This is a genomic window from Nonomuraea coxensis DSM 45129 (assembly GCF_019397265.1).
Classification (GTDB): domain Bacteria; phylum Actinomycetota; class Actinomycetes; order Streptosporangiales; family Streptosporangiaceae; genus Nonomuraea; species Nonomuraea coxensis.
The window spans coordinates 7,801,931-7,815,883 of the sequence record NZ_CP068985.1 but is presented as its reverse complement, the minus strand read 5'-3'; the positions used below and the strand labels follow the sequence as shown (position 1 = coordinate 7,815,883).

The window sequence follows — 13,953 nt, the reverse complement described above, 5'->3', positions numbered from 1 at the left end:
CCGGGAGCCCTTAGTCTGTGGATAGGCCGGGGTTGTCCTCGGAGGCGTTGACTGCGGTAGGAGCTCACGGTGTTCGGACTCGGGTGGGGGGAGATAGCGGCGCTGGTCGTCCTCGCGCTGCTGGTCTTCGGCCCCGACAAGCTGCCCCAGGCCGCCGCGCAGGCCGGGCGGACGCTGCGCAACCTGCGCCGCATGGCCAACAACGCGCGTGACGACCTGCGGGCCGGGCTGGGTCCGGAGTTCCAGAACTTCGACCCGGCCGACCTCAACCCGCGCACGTTCGTCCGCAAGCATCTCCTCGACGACATCGAGGACAACTGGAACGACAAGCCGAAGGAGCTGGAGTCCGTCGCGTCCACCTACGCGACGGAGCCGGTCGTCGACGAGCTGGGCTACGGCGAGATCCCGCCGTACGACTCCGAGGCCACCTGATGCCTCTGGAGCCCGGCCTGGCGCCCGCCGTCGAGGAGGGCGCGAAGAAGTCGGGCGTCCTCTGGCTCGGCCTGGCCGGCGGCCCGCGGCTGGCCTGGCACACCTGGCACGACGGCGCGATCTACCTCGTGACGGGCGGCGAGGAGCAGAGCCTCCCTGGGCTCGACGCGCTCGACCGGGTCCGCGTGACGCTGCGCAGCAAGGACAACGGCGCCCGGCTGGTGGAGTTCGACGCCGCGGTGTCGGTCGTCGACCAGGAGCGGGCCCCCGAGGCGGTGGCCGCGCTCGCCAAGGAGCGGCTCAACGCCCGCGACGCCGAGCACCTCGCCGAGCGGTGGGCGCGGGACTGCGTCGTCGTCCGGCTCAGCCCCGGGAGCTGACCCCGTCCAGCGCCACCAGCCCCGGCTCCCCGGACTCGCCGGGGTCCCGCGCCGGCGTCGCGGACGCGGTCGCGGTCTGCGCGAGCAGCGCGCCGGCCAGCACGAGCAGCCCGCCGGTGATCTGGAACACGCCGAGGGTCTCGCCGACCAGCCCCCAGGCCACCATGGCGCCGCCGATGACCTCCAGCGACGCGACCGTGGCCCCGACCGCGGCCGACAGCCGCCGCACCGCGTTGACCCCCAGGATGTACGCCACCACGGTCGCGACCAGCACCATCCACCCGTACGCCCCCAACACCGGCAGGCTCACCCCGCCGCCGGCCGGCGTGGTGGTGAGGGTGAAGGCGCTCCAAGGGATGTCCCAGGGCCGGGAGAAGGGCACGAGCACGACGGCCGCGCCCGCCATGCCCCAGGCGATGAGCCCGAGCGGGTCCACGTCGTCGCCGAAGCTGTCGCTCATGATGAAGTAGCCCGCGCAGCAGGCGCCGGCCGCCAGCCCGAGCAGCAGGCCGAGCGCGTCCAGCCGCATGCCCTGCCACGCCTCGACCACGACGGCGAGCCCGAGGACGGCCGCGACGGCGCCGACGTAGGCGGCGGGCGCCAGCCGGACCCGGCGGACCAGCCGCACCCACGCCACGACCATCACCGGGGCCATGAACTCCAGCAGCAGCGCGATGCCCACCGGCAGCCGCGTGATGGCCACGAAGTAGAGCGACTGGACCCCGGCCACCGCCATGATCGCGTACAGGGCGAAGAACGGCATCCGGGAGCGGGGGATGCGCAGTGCCCGGGGCCGTACGATGGCCAGCACGGCGATGAGCAGCAGCCCCGCGCCCGCCATCCGCGTCCAGACCGCCTCGATCGGGGCCAGTCCGGCCGCGATCAGATATTTGGCCATGGGCCCGGAGAACGCGAAACAACACGAGGACACGAAGGCGAGCGCCAGCCCCGCGTATCTCATCGCACCACCATCCTGATCGTAATCACCGTCAAGCAGGTTTGATCCTGACATGTCGCCCTCACCTGGCGCAATGGGACGGCGCTGTTAGCCTGGCCACGTGAGGATCTTCGTGGCACGGCTCCCTGGGACCCCGGTCTTCGACCCGGCGGGCGACCAGATCGGCCGCGTCCGCGACCTGGTGGCGGGCCTGCGCGCCGGCCACCGCCCCACCATCCACGGGCTCGTCGTGGAGGTGCAGCCGCGCCGCCGCGTCTTCCTGCCCATCACCCGCGTCCGCCGCATCGAGGCCGGGGCCGTCGTCTTCAGCGGCCGGCTCAACATGCGCAGGTTCGAGCAGCGCGCGACCGAGACGCTGGTCGTCGGCCAGCTGCTCGACCTGTCCGTACGCGTCGGCGGCGAGCAGGTCACCGTCTACGACGTCGCCATGGAGGAGGTCAAGCCGTCCATCTGGGAGATCACCAAGGTCGCCGTCTACCGGCGCAGGCGGCGCGACCCCCGCGTGGTCGACTGGAGCGAGGTCACCGGCTTCGACACCGTCCAGCAGGACCAGGGCGCGGCCGGGCTGATCGAGGCGTTCGCGTCCATGCGGGCCGCCGACGTGGCGAGCGCCCTGCACCACCTGCCGCCCAAGCGGCGCGTCGAGATCGCCCGCGCGCTCGACGACGAGCGCCTCGCCGACGTGCTGGAGGAGCTGCCGCCGGACGACCAGGTCGGCATCCTCGGCAGGCTGGGGCCCGAGCGGTCGGCCCGCGTCCTGGAGGAGATGGGCCCCGACGACGCCGCCGACCTCCTGCACGAGCTGCCCGACGAGCAGGCGACCGAGCTGCTGGCGCTGATGGAGCCGGGGGAGGCGGCGCCGGTGCGGCGGCTGCTCACCTATCCGGAGGACAGCGCGGGCGGCGTCATGACCAGCGAGCCGGTCATCCTGCCGCCCTCGTCCACGGTGGCCGAGGCGCTGGCGCACATCCGCCAGCAGGACCTCTCGCCCGCCGTCGCGGCCCAGGTGTTCGTGTCGAGGCCGCCGACCGAGACCCCCACCGGCATCTTCCTGGGGGTGGCGCACTTCCAGCGCCTGCTGCGCGAGCCGCCCTCCACGCTGCTCGGCGCGGCGCTGGACCCGTCGATCGACCCCATCAGGCCGGACTTCACGCTGATCGAGGTCACCTCCTACCTCGCGAACTACAACCTCGTCGCGGCGCCCGTCGTGGACGAGCTGGGCCGGCTCGTCGGCGCCGTGACCGTCGACGACGTCCTGGACCACCTGCTGCCCGAGGACTGGCGCGAGAGGGACGACACGTGACCACCGAACGACTCGACCAGCCGCGCGAGCTGCGCCGCACGCTGCGCCCGCACTACGACCCGGAGGCGTTCGGCCGGCTGTCCGAGCAGATCGCGCGCTTCCTCGGCACCGGCAGGTTCATCGTCTACATGACGGTGTTCGTCACGGTCTGGGTGACCTGGAACGTCGCCGCGCCGCCCTCGCTGAAGTTCGACCCCTACCCGTTCATCTTCCTGACGCTCATGCTGTCGCTGCAGGCCAGCTACGCCGCGCCGCTCATCCTGCTGGCGCAGAACCGCCAGGGCGACCGCGACCGCATCCAGTACGAGCAGGACCGCGAGGCCGCCGACCGCAACCAGGCCGAGATCGAGTATCTGACGCGCGAGATCGCCGGGCTGCGCCTGGCGGTCAACGAGGTGGCCACCCGCGACTACCTGCGCGCCGAGCTGGGCCGGCTGCTGGAGGAGCTCCAGGAGCCCGAGGTCAGGGAGCGCCGCCGCCAGCCGCGCTAGCGCCGTCGAGCCGGCCGAGCATGGCCCTGATCTGCCCGATCTCGCCGCTGCCCAGCATGTCGAGGAACTGCGTCCTGATGCCGCGCAGGTAGGTGGGCGTGGCCTCGGCCAGCCGGCCGGCGCCGGCGTCGGTCAGCACCGCGAACAGGCCGCGGGCGTCGTCGGCGCACGCCTCGCGGGTCACCAGGCCGTCACGCTGCAGCCGGTCGATGAGGCGGGTCAGGCCGCTGCGCGACAGCAGCACCCGGTCGGCCAGGTCGTTCATCCGCAGCCGCCGCCCGTCCGCCTCGGCGAGCTGCATGAGCACGTCGTACGACGCCAGCGGCAGATCGTGGGCGACGAGCAGCTCGGACTCCAGCCGGCGGGTGATGCGCACCTGGGCGCGCTGCAACATCCGCCAGACCACCAGCTCCTCGGCGGTGAGGCCCTCGTCGCGCAGAAGAGTCACGGAGTAACCTTAGGACGTTGTTGCACAGACATCTAACAGCACGGATTAACTCAGCGAGGCCGCCAGTTCATACCATGGAGGGGCATCCTCGCTGGCGTCCAGCGCCTGTCACACATATACCGACAAAGGAGGGACGGCACTCCCTCGTGCCGAGACTTCGATGGCACCTACCCAGGAACTGGTGACGGCGGCTCTTTCCACCGTCATCGACCCCGAGATCCGCCGTCCGATCACGGACCTCGGCATGGTCAAGAGCATCGATATCGCTCCCGGCGGTGCGGTGCGCGTGGGCGTCTACCTCACCGTGGCCGGCTGCCCGATGCGGGACACCATCACCCGCGACGTCACCACCGCCGTCTCCAAGGTCGAAGGCGTGACCGGCGTCCAGATCGAGCTGGACGTGATGAGCGCCGAGCAGCGCAAGGAGCTCCAGACCAAGCTCCGCGGCAACCGCGGGCCGGAGAAGGAGATCCCCTTCAACCAGCCGGGCTCGCTGACCCGCGTGTTCGCGGTGGCGAGCGGCAAGGGCGGCGTCGGCAAGTCGTCGGTGACCGTCAACCTGGCCGCCGCCATGGCCGCGAGCGGCCTCAAGGTGGGCATCGTCGACGCCGACATCTACGGCCACAGCATCCCGCGCATGCTGGGCGCGGCCGAGAAGCCCACCAAGGTCGAAGACATGATCATGCCGCCGGTGGCCCACGACATCAAGGTCATCTCGGTCGGCATGTTCAAGCCCGAGGGCAACACGCCGGTCGTCTGGCGCGGGCCGATGCTCGACCGGGCGCTCCACCAGTTCCTCGCCGACGTCTACTGGGGCGACCTCGACGTCCTGCTGCTCGACCTGCCGCCCGGCACCGGCGACATCGCCATCTCCGTGGCGCAGCGGCTCCCCGGCGCCGAGATCCTGGTCGTGACCACGCCGCAGATGGCCGCGGCGGAGGTGGCCGAGCGCGCCGGCTCCATCGCCGCGCAGACCCACCAGCAGATCGCCGGCGTCATCGAGAACATGTCCTGGCTGCCCTGCCCCCACTGCGACGAGCGCATCTCCGTGTTCGGCGAGGGCGGCGGCCAGACCGTCGCCGACGCGCTGACCCGCATCCTCGGCGCGCGGGTGCCGCTGCTCGGGCAGGTCCCGATCGACATGCGGCTGCGCGAGGGCGGCGACGAGGGCAAGCCGCTGGTCATCACCGACCCCGACTCGCCCGCCGCGGCCGAGCTGCGCTCGATCGCGGGCGCCCTCAGCAAGCGTTCCTCCAGCCTGAAGGGCCTCCAGCTCGGCCTGGCCCCCCGCCGCTGAGCCGATGCGCACGGGTGGGTCCGCCGCCGAGGGGTGGCGGGCCCACCAGTAGCGTGTGCGCATGCGTTCACGTCGTTCCGTACTCGCGGTGCCGGGGAGCAGCCCGCGCTTCCTGGAGAAGGCCCAGACCCTGCCCGTCGACGAGGTCTTCCTCGACCTCGAGGACTCCGTCGCGCCGGCCGCCAAGGAGGACGCGCGGCGCAACGTCGTCGCCGCGCTGCGCGAGGGCGACTGGTCGGGGAAGACGCGCGTGGTGCGGGTCAACGACCTCGCCACGCAGTGGACGTACCGCGACGTCATCGAGGTCGTGGAGGGCGCCGGCGAGTTCCTCGACTGCGTGATGCTGCCCAAGGTCCAGGACCCGACCGAGGTGGTCTGGCTCGACACGCTGCTCACGCAGATCGAGAAGGCCATGGGCCACGAGCCCGGCCGCATCGGCATCGAGGCGCAGATCGAGAACGCCCGCGGCCTGGTCAACGTCGACATGATCGCCGGCTCCTCCCGGCGGCTGGAGACGCTCGTGTTCGGGCCCGCCGACTTCATGGCCTCGATCAACATGCGCACGCTCGTCGTCGGCGAGCAGCCGCCCGGCTACACCGAGGGCGACGCCTACCACTACATCCTCATGCGCCTGCTCATGGCGGCCCGCAGCCACGACCTCCAGGTCATCGACGGCCCCTACCTCCAGATCAGGGACGTCGACGGCTTCCGCCGGGTCGCGCGGCGCTCGGCGGCGCTGGGCTTCGACGGCAAGTGGGTGCTGCACCCCTCCCAGGTGGACGCGGCCAACGAGGTGTTCTCGCCGGAGCAGGAGGACTACGACCACGCCGAGCTCATCCTGGAGGCGTACGAGTACTACACCACCGTGGAGAAGCGCGGCGCGGTCATGCTGGGCGACGAGATGATCGACGAGGCCTCGCGCAAGATGGCGCTCGTCGTGGCCGCCAAGGGGCGGGCGGCCGGGCTGAGCAGGACCAGGACGTTCACACCTTGACGCCCACCGCGGTGAAGAACCAGAACGACGAGGTCAGCCAGAGCCCCACCAGCGCGGTGAACGCCAGCCCGCCGAGCACCGGCAGCGTCCAGTCCGGCGTGTCCCGTTTGGGCAGGGCCAGCATCTTCGCGGTGAACACCCCGTAGAAGAAGCAGCCGAGCAGGGAGTGCGCGAGCACCCTGGGCACGTCGTACTGCAGGCCGAGCGCGTACAGGCAGTGGAAGGCGACCGGGATCGTCAGCAGGAACGCCAGCCGCCCCGACCAGCGGTGCACGGCGGGCGGGATCGCGATCCCGAGCCTGCCCCACATCGACAGGGCCGAGACGACCTGCACGAACGCCAGCACGAACGCGCCCGTGGTCAGCCACGCCTTCATCGGCAGGGCGCCGGAGAAGCCCGCCACGCCGACGGCGTGGCCGGTGGGGGTGTGCGCGCGGCCGTACACGCCGAGCGCGAGCACGACGAGCCCGCCGATCAGCAGCGGCACCAGCAACGAGGCCAGGCCGCGCGAGGGCGTCCGGTGGATGGCGGTCATGACATCTCCTCGATGAAGCCGTCGACGTCCTTGGGTTGGACCGTGGTGCCGTCGACCGTCAGCGGCGCGGTCGGCTGGTCGGGATTCAGGGCGGGCACGGGCACCGGGCTGTCGTTCGAGGTGGCGGCGCCGACCGAGGTGTAGCTGCCGTCCGGGTTCTTGATCCGGATCCAGCCGGCGCGGTACTGGGCGCCGCGCACGAGGGCGGTGGCCCGGTACAGGCCCGACGGCTTGCGCACGGCCGGGGCGACGAAGCTCCACTTCCTGCCGCCGAGCGACAACTGGCCGGTGGCCCTGCCGGCGCCCAGGTCGGCGGTCACCTTGCCGTTCTTGACCCCCGTGAGGCTGACCGAGTCGCCGGACTGGGTGCCCTTGAACCAGGCCTCGGCGCGGCCGTCGCAGAAGTAGCCCACGGCCTTGCCGTTCCTGATCGAGATGGCGATGAGGCCGCCGTTGCCGGTGACGCGGCCGCCGTAGTCGGCCTTGGCGATCTTCTTGGCCTCCGTCCGCTCGGGGGTGGGAGCGGGCTGCGCCGGCTCCTCGGCGGGCTCCTCGGCGGGCTCCTCCGCCGGCTCCTCCGCCGTCCGCTCCTCGTCGGGGACGGTGTTCTCCACGGTGGGGGCGGCGACGTTCGCCGCAGGTGTCGCGTTGACGCTGGCGACACCGAGCCCCGCGGCGAGCACGGCTCCCGCTGCGAGGGTGATGACAGGTCCCAGCCTTGACATGGACTGCTCCCAGGGTTGAAGTGCCTACGTCTGAGAGCATCCGCCCAAAAGCGCGATCCGTCTGTGAACTATTGCGCATCAGATGGACAGAATGAAGGAATGCAGGAGAACCCTGGTCCGCCGCGCCACCCGTACGGGGCCGCGTACCCGCAGCCGCAATATCCCTATCCGCCGGTGCCGCCGCAGAGATCCTGGTTCCTGCCGATGCCCCACGGCGCCCGCTTCGACCACCTGGCGCGGAACGAGGCCACCAGGGCATGGCGCTCGATCGTCGGCACGCTGGTGATCGCGCTCGGGTTCTTCCTCATCGGGTTCATCGTGATCACCGCGGCCATGCTGTTCGCCGCCGTGTTCGGCCTGCCCTCGCCGGTGGACGTGAACACCGGGCTGCCGACGGGCACCCCGTTCGGGCTGGGGACGACGCTGATGTCGATCGCGCCCGTGCTGCTCCTCGTGGTGGGCGTGACGGCGCTGGTGCAGCGGCGCAGGCCGGGGACGCTGTCGTCCGTGGCCGGACGGCTGCGCTGGGGCTGGATGGCCAGGTGCGCGGGGCTGGCGGTGCTGGCGATGGTGCTCGGGCAGGCCGCGCAGTGGCTGGCGCTGACGCTGTCGGGCGCGGAGGCCGGCATGGGCGGCTGGGTGGGCTGGGAGGCGTTCCTGCCGGTGTTCGTGGTGATCCTCGTGCTGGTGCCGTTCCAGGCCGCCGCCGAGGAGTACGTCTTCCGCGGCTGGTTCCTCCAGGCGGTCGGGGCGCACGTGCGCAATCCCGTGCCCGGCATCGTCATCGGGGCGGCGCTGTTCGCCTCGCTGCACGGCTACTCGTGGACGGGGCTGGCCGACGTGTTCGCCTTCGGCGTGGTGATGGGCTGGCTGTCGGTGCGTACCGGGGGGCTGGAGGCGGCGGTCGCGCTGCACGTGCTCAACAACCTGGTGGCGTTCGGGCTGAGCGCGGCGGCGGGGCAGTTGCAGGAGTCGCTGAACCAGGCGGCGGTGGCGGTGCCGTGGCAGGCGCTGACGGGGACGGCGGTGCAGTTCCTGGTGTTCTCGGTCGGGGTTTTGTACCTGGCCAAAAAGCGGTCAATCGCCACGATTTCACAATAAATCGGGCTATCGGTTGGGGGAATCTCGCTAGAGAGGTCTCGCCATTCCCTCTTATTCATGCTGCTCTGGATCCTGTGAGACGGCGAGGGCCTTCCGGAGGTGATCGTTTCGGCCCGGCGGGGTAGGGGTTGGCGCGTGTGATACTTCGTCGGGTGAGACAGAGAAGCTCGAAATAAGCGCAAAAGGACGGACATCCTTCCTGGAACGGTCCCGGATGGTGACCGTTCCCGTACGACTAGTTCGACTAGGAGGTACGGCGCGTGGCCTCCGGCCCCAGCGAACCGCCACGGCGACCGCCCGGTGACGACGACCCCCGCCCCGAGGGCGCGTCCGAGCCGCCATCCACCCCGGAGCCGAGGATCAGCCATTCCCCGCCCGGACCCACCGACGACCGGGCCAGGGGCTTACCCCTGACGTCCCCGTGGGGCCTGCCGCCCTTCGCGGCGCCCGTCCCCGGCGAGGCGCCGCAGGAGCCGCCCAAGGGGCGCCGGCCCTACAGCTCGCCGACGGCCGAGCCCGAGACCGAGCCCCGCCGCCGGCCGCGCCGCGTGGTCGACCGGCCGGACAAGCTCGTCGCCACCGGCCCCCCCAGAAAACCCCCGCCCCCACCACAGGACCCGCCGATCTCCCAAGATCCGCGGACTCCTCAGGGCCCGCCCACTCCTCAAGACCCACCGACCCTCCAGGGCCCGCCGGCCGCCGGCCAGGCCGTGGAGACCCCGCCCGCCGACCACCCGGCGGCGCCCGCGTCCCCGCCGCCCGACTCCTGGACGCCCGCGTCCGCAGCAGGGCAGCCGTCGGGAGCCGAGCCGCCGAGGGGGCAGGAGGGCGCTCAGGAGGCCGTACAGGGGCCTCGGGAGGAGCCGCGGCACAGGAAGGCGCAGGAGGGCCAGGAGGCCGGCTCCGGGCCGCGCGAGGCCGCGGGGGAGGGGATGCCGCGCCGGGACCCGCGGACGGCCCCGTACCGGCTGGTGTTTCCCGCCGACGCAGCGGGAGCCCCGGCGGAGCAGCCCGGGGACGGCGAGCCCGAGGTGCGGCGCGTCGGCCGCCCCCCGGCAGGCCGGCCGACCAGGCCCGACCTGCTCGTGGCCAGCGGCCCGGCACGCCCGCAAGGGGCGAGCGGACGCCACCACAGAGGCCCGGCCCCCGCCGCCGTCCGCAGGTCCAGCCCGGTGCGCCGGGGCAGCCGCGCCACCCCCGTCGTCCTCACCGTCGCCGCCGCCCTCCTGGTGGCGACCGGGGTGCTCGTCTGGCAGTGGGCCGGCGAGGAGCCCCAGGGCCTGAGCCTGGCCACCGGGACCGGCCGCTCGGGCGACGACCTGTTCACCGTCCCCGCCGCTGGCGAGGGCGTCAACCAGAAGCTCAACGACATGGCCTCGGCCGGCCGCGCGGTCGTCGCCGTCGGCAGCGACACCACCGGCCCCACCCCGCGCCCGCTGTTCCTGTTCTCCCCGGACGGTGGCAAGACCTGGCAGCTCGGCCAGGTCAACGGCGCCTCCGCCCCCACCGTCCAGCGCGTCGTCGGCGGCGGCGGGCGCTGGCTGGCCAGCGGCGAGGACGCGGGCACCGGCGAGCGCGGCCTGTGGACCAGCGCCGACGGCTTCGTCTGGGACGCCGTGCCCGCCTCCGCCCTGACCGCGTTCCGCGCCGGCGACCGGATCGCCGACATCGCCCGCACGTCCTCGGGCTTCGTCGCGGTCGGCACCGTCACCGGCGACGACGGCGCGCCAGGCCCGGCGGCCTGGTGGTCGGCGGACGGCCGCGCCTGGGAGCGGGCCGAGGTCACGGGCCTGCAGGTCCGCGAGATCAACGCGGTGGTCGCCAAGGGCGGCACCGTCGTGGCCATCGGACGACCCGCGGAGGGCGAGGGTTCGCGGGTCGTCCGGTCGGCCGACGGCGGTCGCACCTGGCAGGCCACGGACTTCCTCCTGCCGGAGGCCATGCCGCGCGCGGGAACGCTGGCGGTGCTGCCCAAGCGGTTCGTGCTGGTGCCGACGCGCCAGCGCACGATCACGGGCGACGTACGGGTCTACTGCTCCCCGCGCGGCGACGACTGGGCGCAGTGCGGCTCGATCGCGGGCCTCGGCGGCGAGAGCGTCGGCGTGGAGTCGCTGGTCTCGTACGCGACGGGCGTGGCGGCCGTCGCGCAGGCCGGCCTCGGCAGGTACGCCGTGCTGACCACGTCCGACGGCCGCGGCTGGACCAAGCGGGCCGACCTCGGCAACCTGCGCAACGCCACGCTGCGCGGCTTCACCATCGCCGACGGCGGCACCCTGTTCGCGGGCGGCGACCAGGCGGCCTCCGACGTGGACAACCAGCTCGTGCTGATGTCCGCGCCGCCGCGCGGGCAGGCCGCCCGCGTGCCGCTCGGCGACGTGGCGGGCCTGACCCGCATGGCCCGCGAGACCAGCGCCCTGACCAGCTTCGGCGGCCGGTACGTGGCCGTCGGCTCGGCCTCGGGCGACGCCGGCCTGTGGACGATCAGGAACTGGCAGAGCTGGAAGTCCATGAGCCTCGGCGGCTCCGGCCTCCAGCGGCTGGACGACGTGGCCCACGGTTCGCGCGGCTGGCTCGCGGTCGGCGGCACCGAGACCAACGTCGGCGTCACCGACCCGCTGCTCGTGACCTCGTCCGACGGCGAGACCTGGAAGCGGGTGAACGCCTCGGGCGACCTGGCCAGGCGGCCCGACCACGTCGGCCTGGAGCCGCAGGTCGTCGCCGCGGGCAAGAAGGGCTACGTGCTGGCCGGTCAGGACACCGTCCAGGCGAACACGGCGGGCGCGGCCCTGTGGTTCACCTCCGACCTGCGCACGTTCACCAGGTCGGACAAGCTGCCGCAGGGCGGCTCGGGCGCGCGCGTCCATGACGTGGCGGCGACGGCGGACGGGTTCGTGGCGGTGGGCGGCTCCGGCCCTGCCGGCCGGGAGAGCACCCTCGTCTGGTGGTCGGAGGACGGGCTCAACTGGAGCGCCCGCCCCCGCGTGGCGCCGCCGGACGCCACCTCCGCCGGGCTGCGCAGGATCGTCGAGCACCAGGGCAGGCTGGTGGCGATGGGCACCGCGATCACCGGCGGCTCCCGCCGCGCCTTCGCCGCGGTCTCCGCCGACGACGGCGAGAGCTGGGAGACCTCGTGGCTGCCCGCCGAGCGGGCGGCGGCGGTCTACGACCTCGCGGCGGCGGCCGAGGGCCTGGTCGCGGTCGGCTGGCACGGCGTGCCGGGCGAGGGCGACAGCGCCGCATGGACCTCCCAGGACGGCCTGAGCTGGAACCGCGTGGCGCTCACCAAGGACCGGCTGGCCGGCCCCGGGATGCAGTGGCTCACCGCCGTGGCGGTGTCGGGGTCGGAGGTGGTGGCGCTCGGGCGGTCCACGACGTACGACGCCGACCATCTCATCCTGTGGACCTCCAGCCTCACCTCAAGCCGGTAGCACTCCCCAGCCGGTGAGCGTCTCCAGCAGGCCCTCGGTGAGCGGCAGCCGGGCGAGGTCGGCCGGCGTGCACCAGCGGACGTCGGCGGCGTCGTCACCGGCCGCCGCCGTCCCGCCGGTCACGGTGGCGAGGTAGTCGCGGATCACGTACGTGACGCCGCCGGGGCCGGGGCGCTCCACCACGCCCGCCCGCGGGCCGACCTCGACGCGCAGGCCGGTCTCCTCCAGGACCTCGCGCCGCAGGCCCGTCTCGTCGTCCTCGTCCGGCTCCAGCCGGCCGCCGGGCACGGACCAGAGCCCTCTGCCCGGGGGACGGCCCCGCTGGACGAGCAGGATTCGTCCGGTGGCGTCGAGAATGACGGCGCCGACACAATTTACGCGCACATGACCAAGATTACGACGTGATAACGAGGAGCGGTCTTGACGGGGCCGTACCCGAGAAAGCACCGTGGGTAGATGTGAGAGCGGCTCCAACCTGCCCACGGTGTTTTGGCCCGCTTCACGGGCCGGGCGCCTGGTCCAGCGCGTACCGATGTGACACGCACGGCGATGTGTTGCCGTATCAGCCTCCGTGGCCGCCGACCGGCGAGGCCCTGGACGCGATGCGCAAGAGTTCCGTCGTGCCCGTATGGCTGCCGTGGCCGTTGCCCGCCCGATGGGTGGTGACCGGTTTCGCGGAGGTGGGCGACCAGCGCACCGGCGCCCGCGCCAGCGTCGTCGCGCTCACCGGGCCGTCCCTGGTGGAAGGGCCGGCCGACATGCTGCTCATCGCGGAGGAGCCGGGCATCGGGCTCGGTGCGGCGTTCGCGGGGCTGGACGGCCCCGACCCCGGCACGGGGTTCGACGAGGGCCCGCCCAACGCCAAGATCGAGGTGCTCGGGCATCCCGCCCCGCTGTGGTGCGTCGACGGCGAGGACGACCGCGCGGTCTACGCGGGCGAGGCCCTCGGCAACTGGCTGTGGGCGATCTGCTGGCCGGCCGACGCCGGATGCATGATCGCGCTGGCCGAGCTGTCCCTGGTCGACGCCCGTGACCACGATCTGGACGTGCCGTTCGGCGCTTTCTCGCCCCGGCTCGAGGACTAGGACACGCTGTCGCGATTCGCGCTGTCAGGGAGACGGGCTAGAGTTCGGAGGCGTGACAGCGCGTATCGAGCGAGTGGTGACCGAGGGCGTCGTCGACCTCGACGGCACCGAGCACAAGGTCGAGAACAACACCTGGGTCATAGGCGACGACGACGAGGTGATCGTCATCGACCCGTCCCGTGACGCCGAGAAGATCATGGAGCAGGTGGGCGAGCGCGAGGTGCTGGCCGTCATCTGCACCGCCGGGCTGCCCGACCACGTCTCCGCGGCCATCGAGGTGGCCAACAGGGACGAGGCGGTCGTGGCACTCCACCCCAAGGACAAGCCCCTGTGGCGGGAGACCTGGTCCGAGACCTGGCCCGACATCGACATGGAGGACGACGGCATCTTCGAGGTCGCCGACGTCCAGCTCGACGTCATGGAGACGCCGGGCGTCACCCCGGGCGGCGTGTCGCTCTACTGCGAGGCGCTCGGGGCCGTGTTCACCGGCAAGGCGCTCCAGGCCGACGGCCCCGGCAAGCTGGGCGGCGAATACCCGGCGCTGGCCGACCAGCTCACCTCGATCGGCGGGCGGCTGTTCACGCTGCCGCCGGAGACGCGGGTGCTGCCGGTCCACGGCGACGAGGTCACGGTCGGCGACCTGGAGCCGCACTTCGACGACTGGGTGTCGGGCTCGCTGACCAGGGTCGCCACCGACGGCGAGGAGTCCGAGGGCCCGCTCACCGACGGCACCAGGATCTCCGGGATCAAGCTCGGCCCGGGCGACGAGTAGGCCG

At 72.7% G+C, this 13,953-nt stretch carries 15 protein-coding genes; 10 read left to right on the top strand and 5 right to left on the bottom strand.

Going from position 1 to position 13,953, the window contains the following annotated elements; genetic code table 11:
• Window positions 1–69 precede the first annotated feature (69 nt).
• A complete protein-coding gene (locus Nocox_RS36595; RefSeq protein ID WP_020545019.1) occupies window positions 70–432 on the top strand; it encodes a sec-independent translocase in 363 nt (120 codons plus the stop codon).
• Complete coding sequence (locus Nocox_RS36590; RefSeq protein ID WP_020545018.1) at window positions 432–812, top strand: hypothetical protein; 381 nt, start codon at window positions 432–434, stop codon at window positions 810–812. The genes Nocox_RS36595 and Nocox_RS36590 overlap by 1 nt, the downstream gene beginning before the upstream one ends.
• Here Nocox_RS36590 and Nocox_RS36585 read toward each other — a convergent pair.
• Entirely contained in the window at window positions 796–1,773 is a 978-nt protein-coding gene (locus Nocox_RS36585) for an EamA family transporter (RefSeq protein ID WP_020545017.1), read from the bottom strand. The genes Nocox_RS36590 and Nocox_RS36585 overlap by 17 nt on opposite strands.
• Window positions 1,774–1,870: 97 nt before the next feature.
• Here Nocox_RS36585 and Nocox_RS36580 point away from each other — a divergent pair, with 97 nt between their 5' ends.
• Both Nocox_RS36580 and Nocox_RS36575 read left to right on the top strand, forming a co-directional pair.
• Window positions 1,871–3,073: a magnesium transporter MgtE N-terminal domain-containing protein gene (locus Nocox_RS36580; RefSeq protein WP_157383229.1), complete on the top strand. Its 1,203-nt coding sequence runs from the start codon at window positions 1,871–1,873 to the stop codon at window positions 3,071–3,073.
• Complete coding sequence (locus tag Nocox_RS36575) at window positions 3,070–3,564, top strand: DUF1003 domain-containing protein (protein WP_020545015.1); 495 nt, start codon at window positions 3,070–3,072, stop codon at window positions 3,562–3,564. Before Nocox_RS36580 ends, Nocox_RS36575 begins: the two co-directional genes overlap by 4 nt.
• On the opposite strand, the gene Nocox_RS36570 is transcribed toward Nocox_RS36575, so the two are convergent.
• Window positions 3,536–4,012: a MarR family winged helix-turn-helix transcriptional regulator gene (locus tag Nocox_RS36570; RefSeq protein WP_020545014.1), complete on the bottom strand. Its 477-nt coding sequence runs from the start codon at window positions 4,010–4,012 to the stop codon at window positions 3,536–3,538. The two genes, Nocox_RS36575 and Nocox_RS36570, sit on opposite strands and share 29 nt — an antisense overlap.
• 160 nt (window positions 4,013–4,172) lie before the next feature.
• Between Nocox_RS36570 and Nocox_RS36565 the strand changes: the two genes are divergently transcribed.
• Together Nocox_RS36565 and Nocox_RS36560 are read left to right on the top strand one after the other, a co-directional pair.
• Entirely contained in the window at window positions 4,173–5,309 is a 1,137-nt protein-coding gene (locus tag Nocox_RS36565) for an Mrp/NBP35 family ATP-binding protein (RefSeq protein WP_026214727.1), read from the top strand.
• A 61-nt stretch (window positions 5,310–5,370) separates the two neighbouring features.
• Entirely contained in the window at window positions 5,371–6,303 is a 933-nt protein-coding gene (locus Nocox_RS36560; protein WP_026214726.1) for an HpcH/HpaI aldolase/citrate lyase family protein, read from the top strand.
• Here Nocox_RS36560 and Nocox_RS36555 read toward each other — a convergent pair.
• Together Nocox_RS36555 and Nocox_RS36550 are read right to left on the bottom strand one after the other, a co-directional pair.
• Window positions 6,293–6,838 (bottom strand): DUF6529 family protein, encoded by a 546-nt coding sequence (locus Nocox_RS36555; protein ID WP_020545011.1) that lies wholly within the window; start codon window positions 6,836–6,838, stop codon window positions 6,293–6,295. The genes Nocox_RS36560 and Nocox_RS36555 overlap by 11 nt on opposite strands.
• Complete coding sequence (locus Nocox_RS36550; RefSeq protein ID WP_063711661.1) at window positions 6,835–7,563, bottom strand: hypothetical protein; 729 nt, start codon at window positions 7,561–7,563, stop codon at window positions 6,835–6,837. The genes Nocox_RS36555 and Nocox_RS36550 overlap by 4 nt, the downstream gene beginning before the upstream one ends.
• Window positions 7,564–7,662: 99 nt before the next feature.
• Between Nocox_RS36550 and Nocox_RS36545 the strand changes: the two genes are divergently transcribed.
• On the top strand, window positions 7,663–8,664 hold the full coding sequence (locus Nocox_RS36545; RefSeq protein ID WP_020545009.1) for a CPBP family intramembrane glutamic endopeptidase: 1,002 nt from the start codon (window positions 7,663–7,665) through the stop codon (window positions 8,662–8,664).
• Window positions 8,665–8,924: 260 nt separating this feature from the next.
• Entirely contained in the window at window positions 8,925–12,092 is a 3,168-nt protein-coding gene (locus Nocox_RS36540) for a hypothetical protein (protein WP_157383228.1), read from the top strand.
• Here Nocox_RS36540 and Nocox_RS36535 read toward each other — a convergent pair.
• Window positions 12,081–12,476, bottom strand: coding sequence for an NUDIX hydrolase (locus tag Nocox_RS36535; protein WP_026214724.1), 396 nt, complete (start codon window positions 12,474–12,476; stop codon window positions 12,081–12,083). The two genes, Nocox_RS36540 and Nocox_RS36535, sit on opposite strands and share 12 nt — an antisense overlap.
• Before the next feature lie 17 nt (window positions 12,477–12,493).
• Here Nocox_RS36535 and Nocox_RS36530 point away from each other — a divergent pair, with 17 nt between their 5' ends.
• Window positions 12,494–13,177 carry a DUF6758 family protein gene (locus Nocox_RS36530; protein ID WP_343224336.1) on the top strand — a complete coding sequence of 228 codons (684 nt, stop codon included), beginning with the start codon at window positions 12,494–12,496 and terminating at the stop codon, window positions 13,175–13,177.
• Window positions 13,178–13,229: 52 nt separating this feature from the next.
• Complete coding sequence (locus Nocox_RS36525) at window positions 13,230–13,949, top strand: MBL fold metallo-hydrolase (RefSeq protein ID WP_026214722.1); 720 nt, start codon at window positions 13,230–13,232, stop codon at window positions 13,947–13,949.
• Window positions 13,950–13,953: the final 4 nt, after the last annotated feature.

What these genes read in the sequence shown, in the direction of transcription:
- Nocox_RS36590 (WP_020545018.1), top strand. Translation starts at nt 432, where the DNA reads ATGCCTCTGGAGCCCGGCCTGGCGCCCGCCGTCGAGGAGGGCGCGAAG.
- Nocox_RS36585 (WP_020545017.1), bottom strand. Translation starts at nt 1,773, where the DNA reads ATGAGATACGCGGGGCTGGCGCTCGCCTTCGTGTCCTCGTGTTGTTTC.
- Nocox_RS36565 (WP_026214727.1), top strand. Translation starts at nt 4,173, where the DNA reads ATGGCACCTACCCAGGAACTGGTGACGGCGGCTCTTTCCACCGTCATC.
- Nocox_RS36560 (WP_026214726.1), top strand. Translation starts at nt 5,371, where the DNA reads ATGCGTTCACGTCGTTCCGTACTCGCGGTGCCGGGGAGCAGCCCGCGC.
- Nocox_RS36555 (WP_020545011.1), bottom strand. Translation starts at nt 6,838, where the DNA reads ATGACCGCCATCCACCGGACGCCCTCGCGCGGCCTGGCCTCGTTGCTG.
- Nocox_RS36550 (WP_063711661.1), bottom strand. Translation starts at nt 7,563, where the DNA reads ATGTCAAGGCTGGGACCTGTCATCACCCTCGCAGCGGGAGCCGTGCTC.
- Nocox_RS36545 (WP_020545009.1), top strand. Translation starts at nt 7,663, where the DNA reads ATGCAGGAGAACCCTGGTCCGCCGCGCCACCCGTACGGGGCCGCGTAC.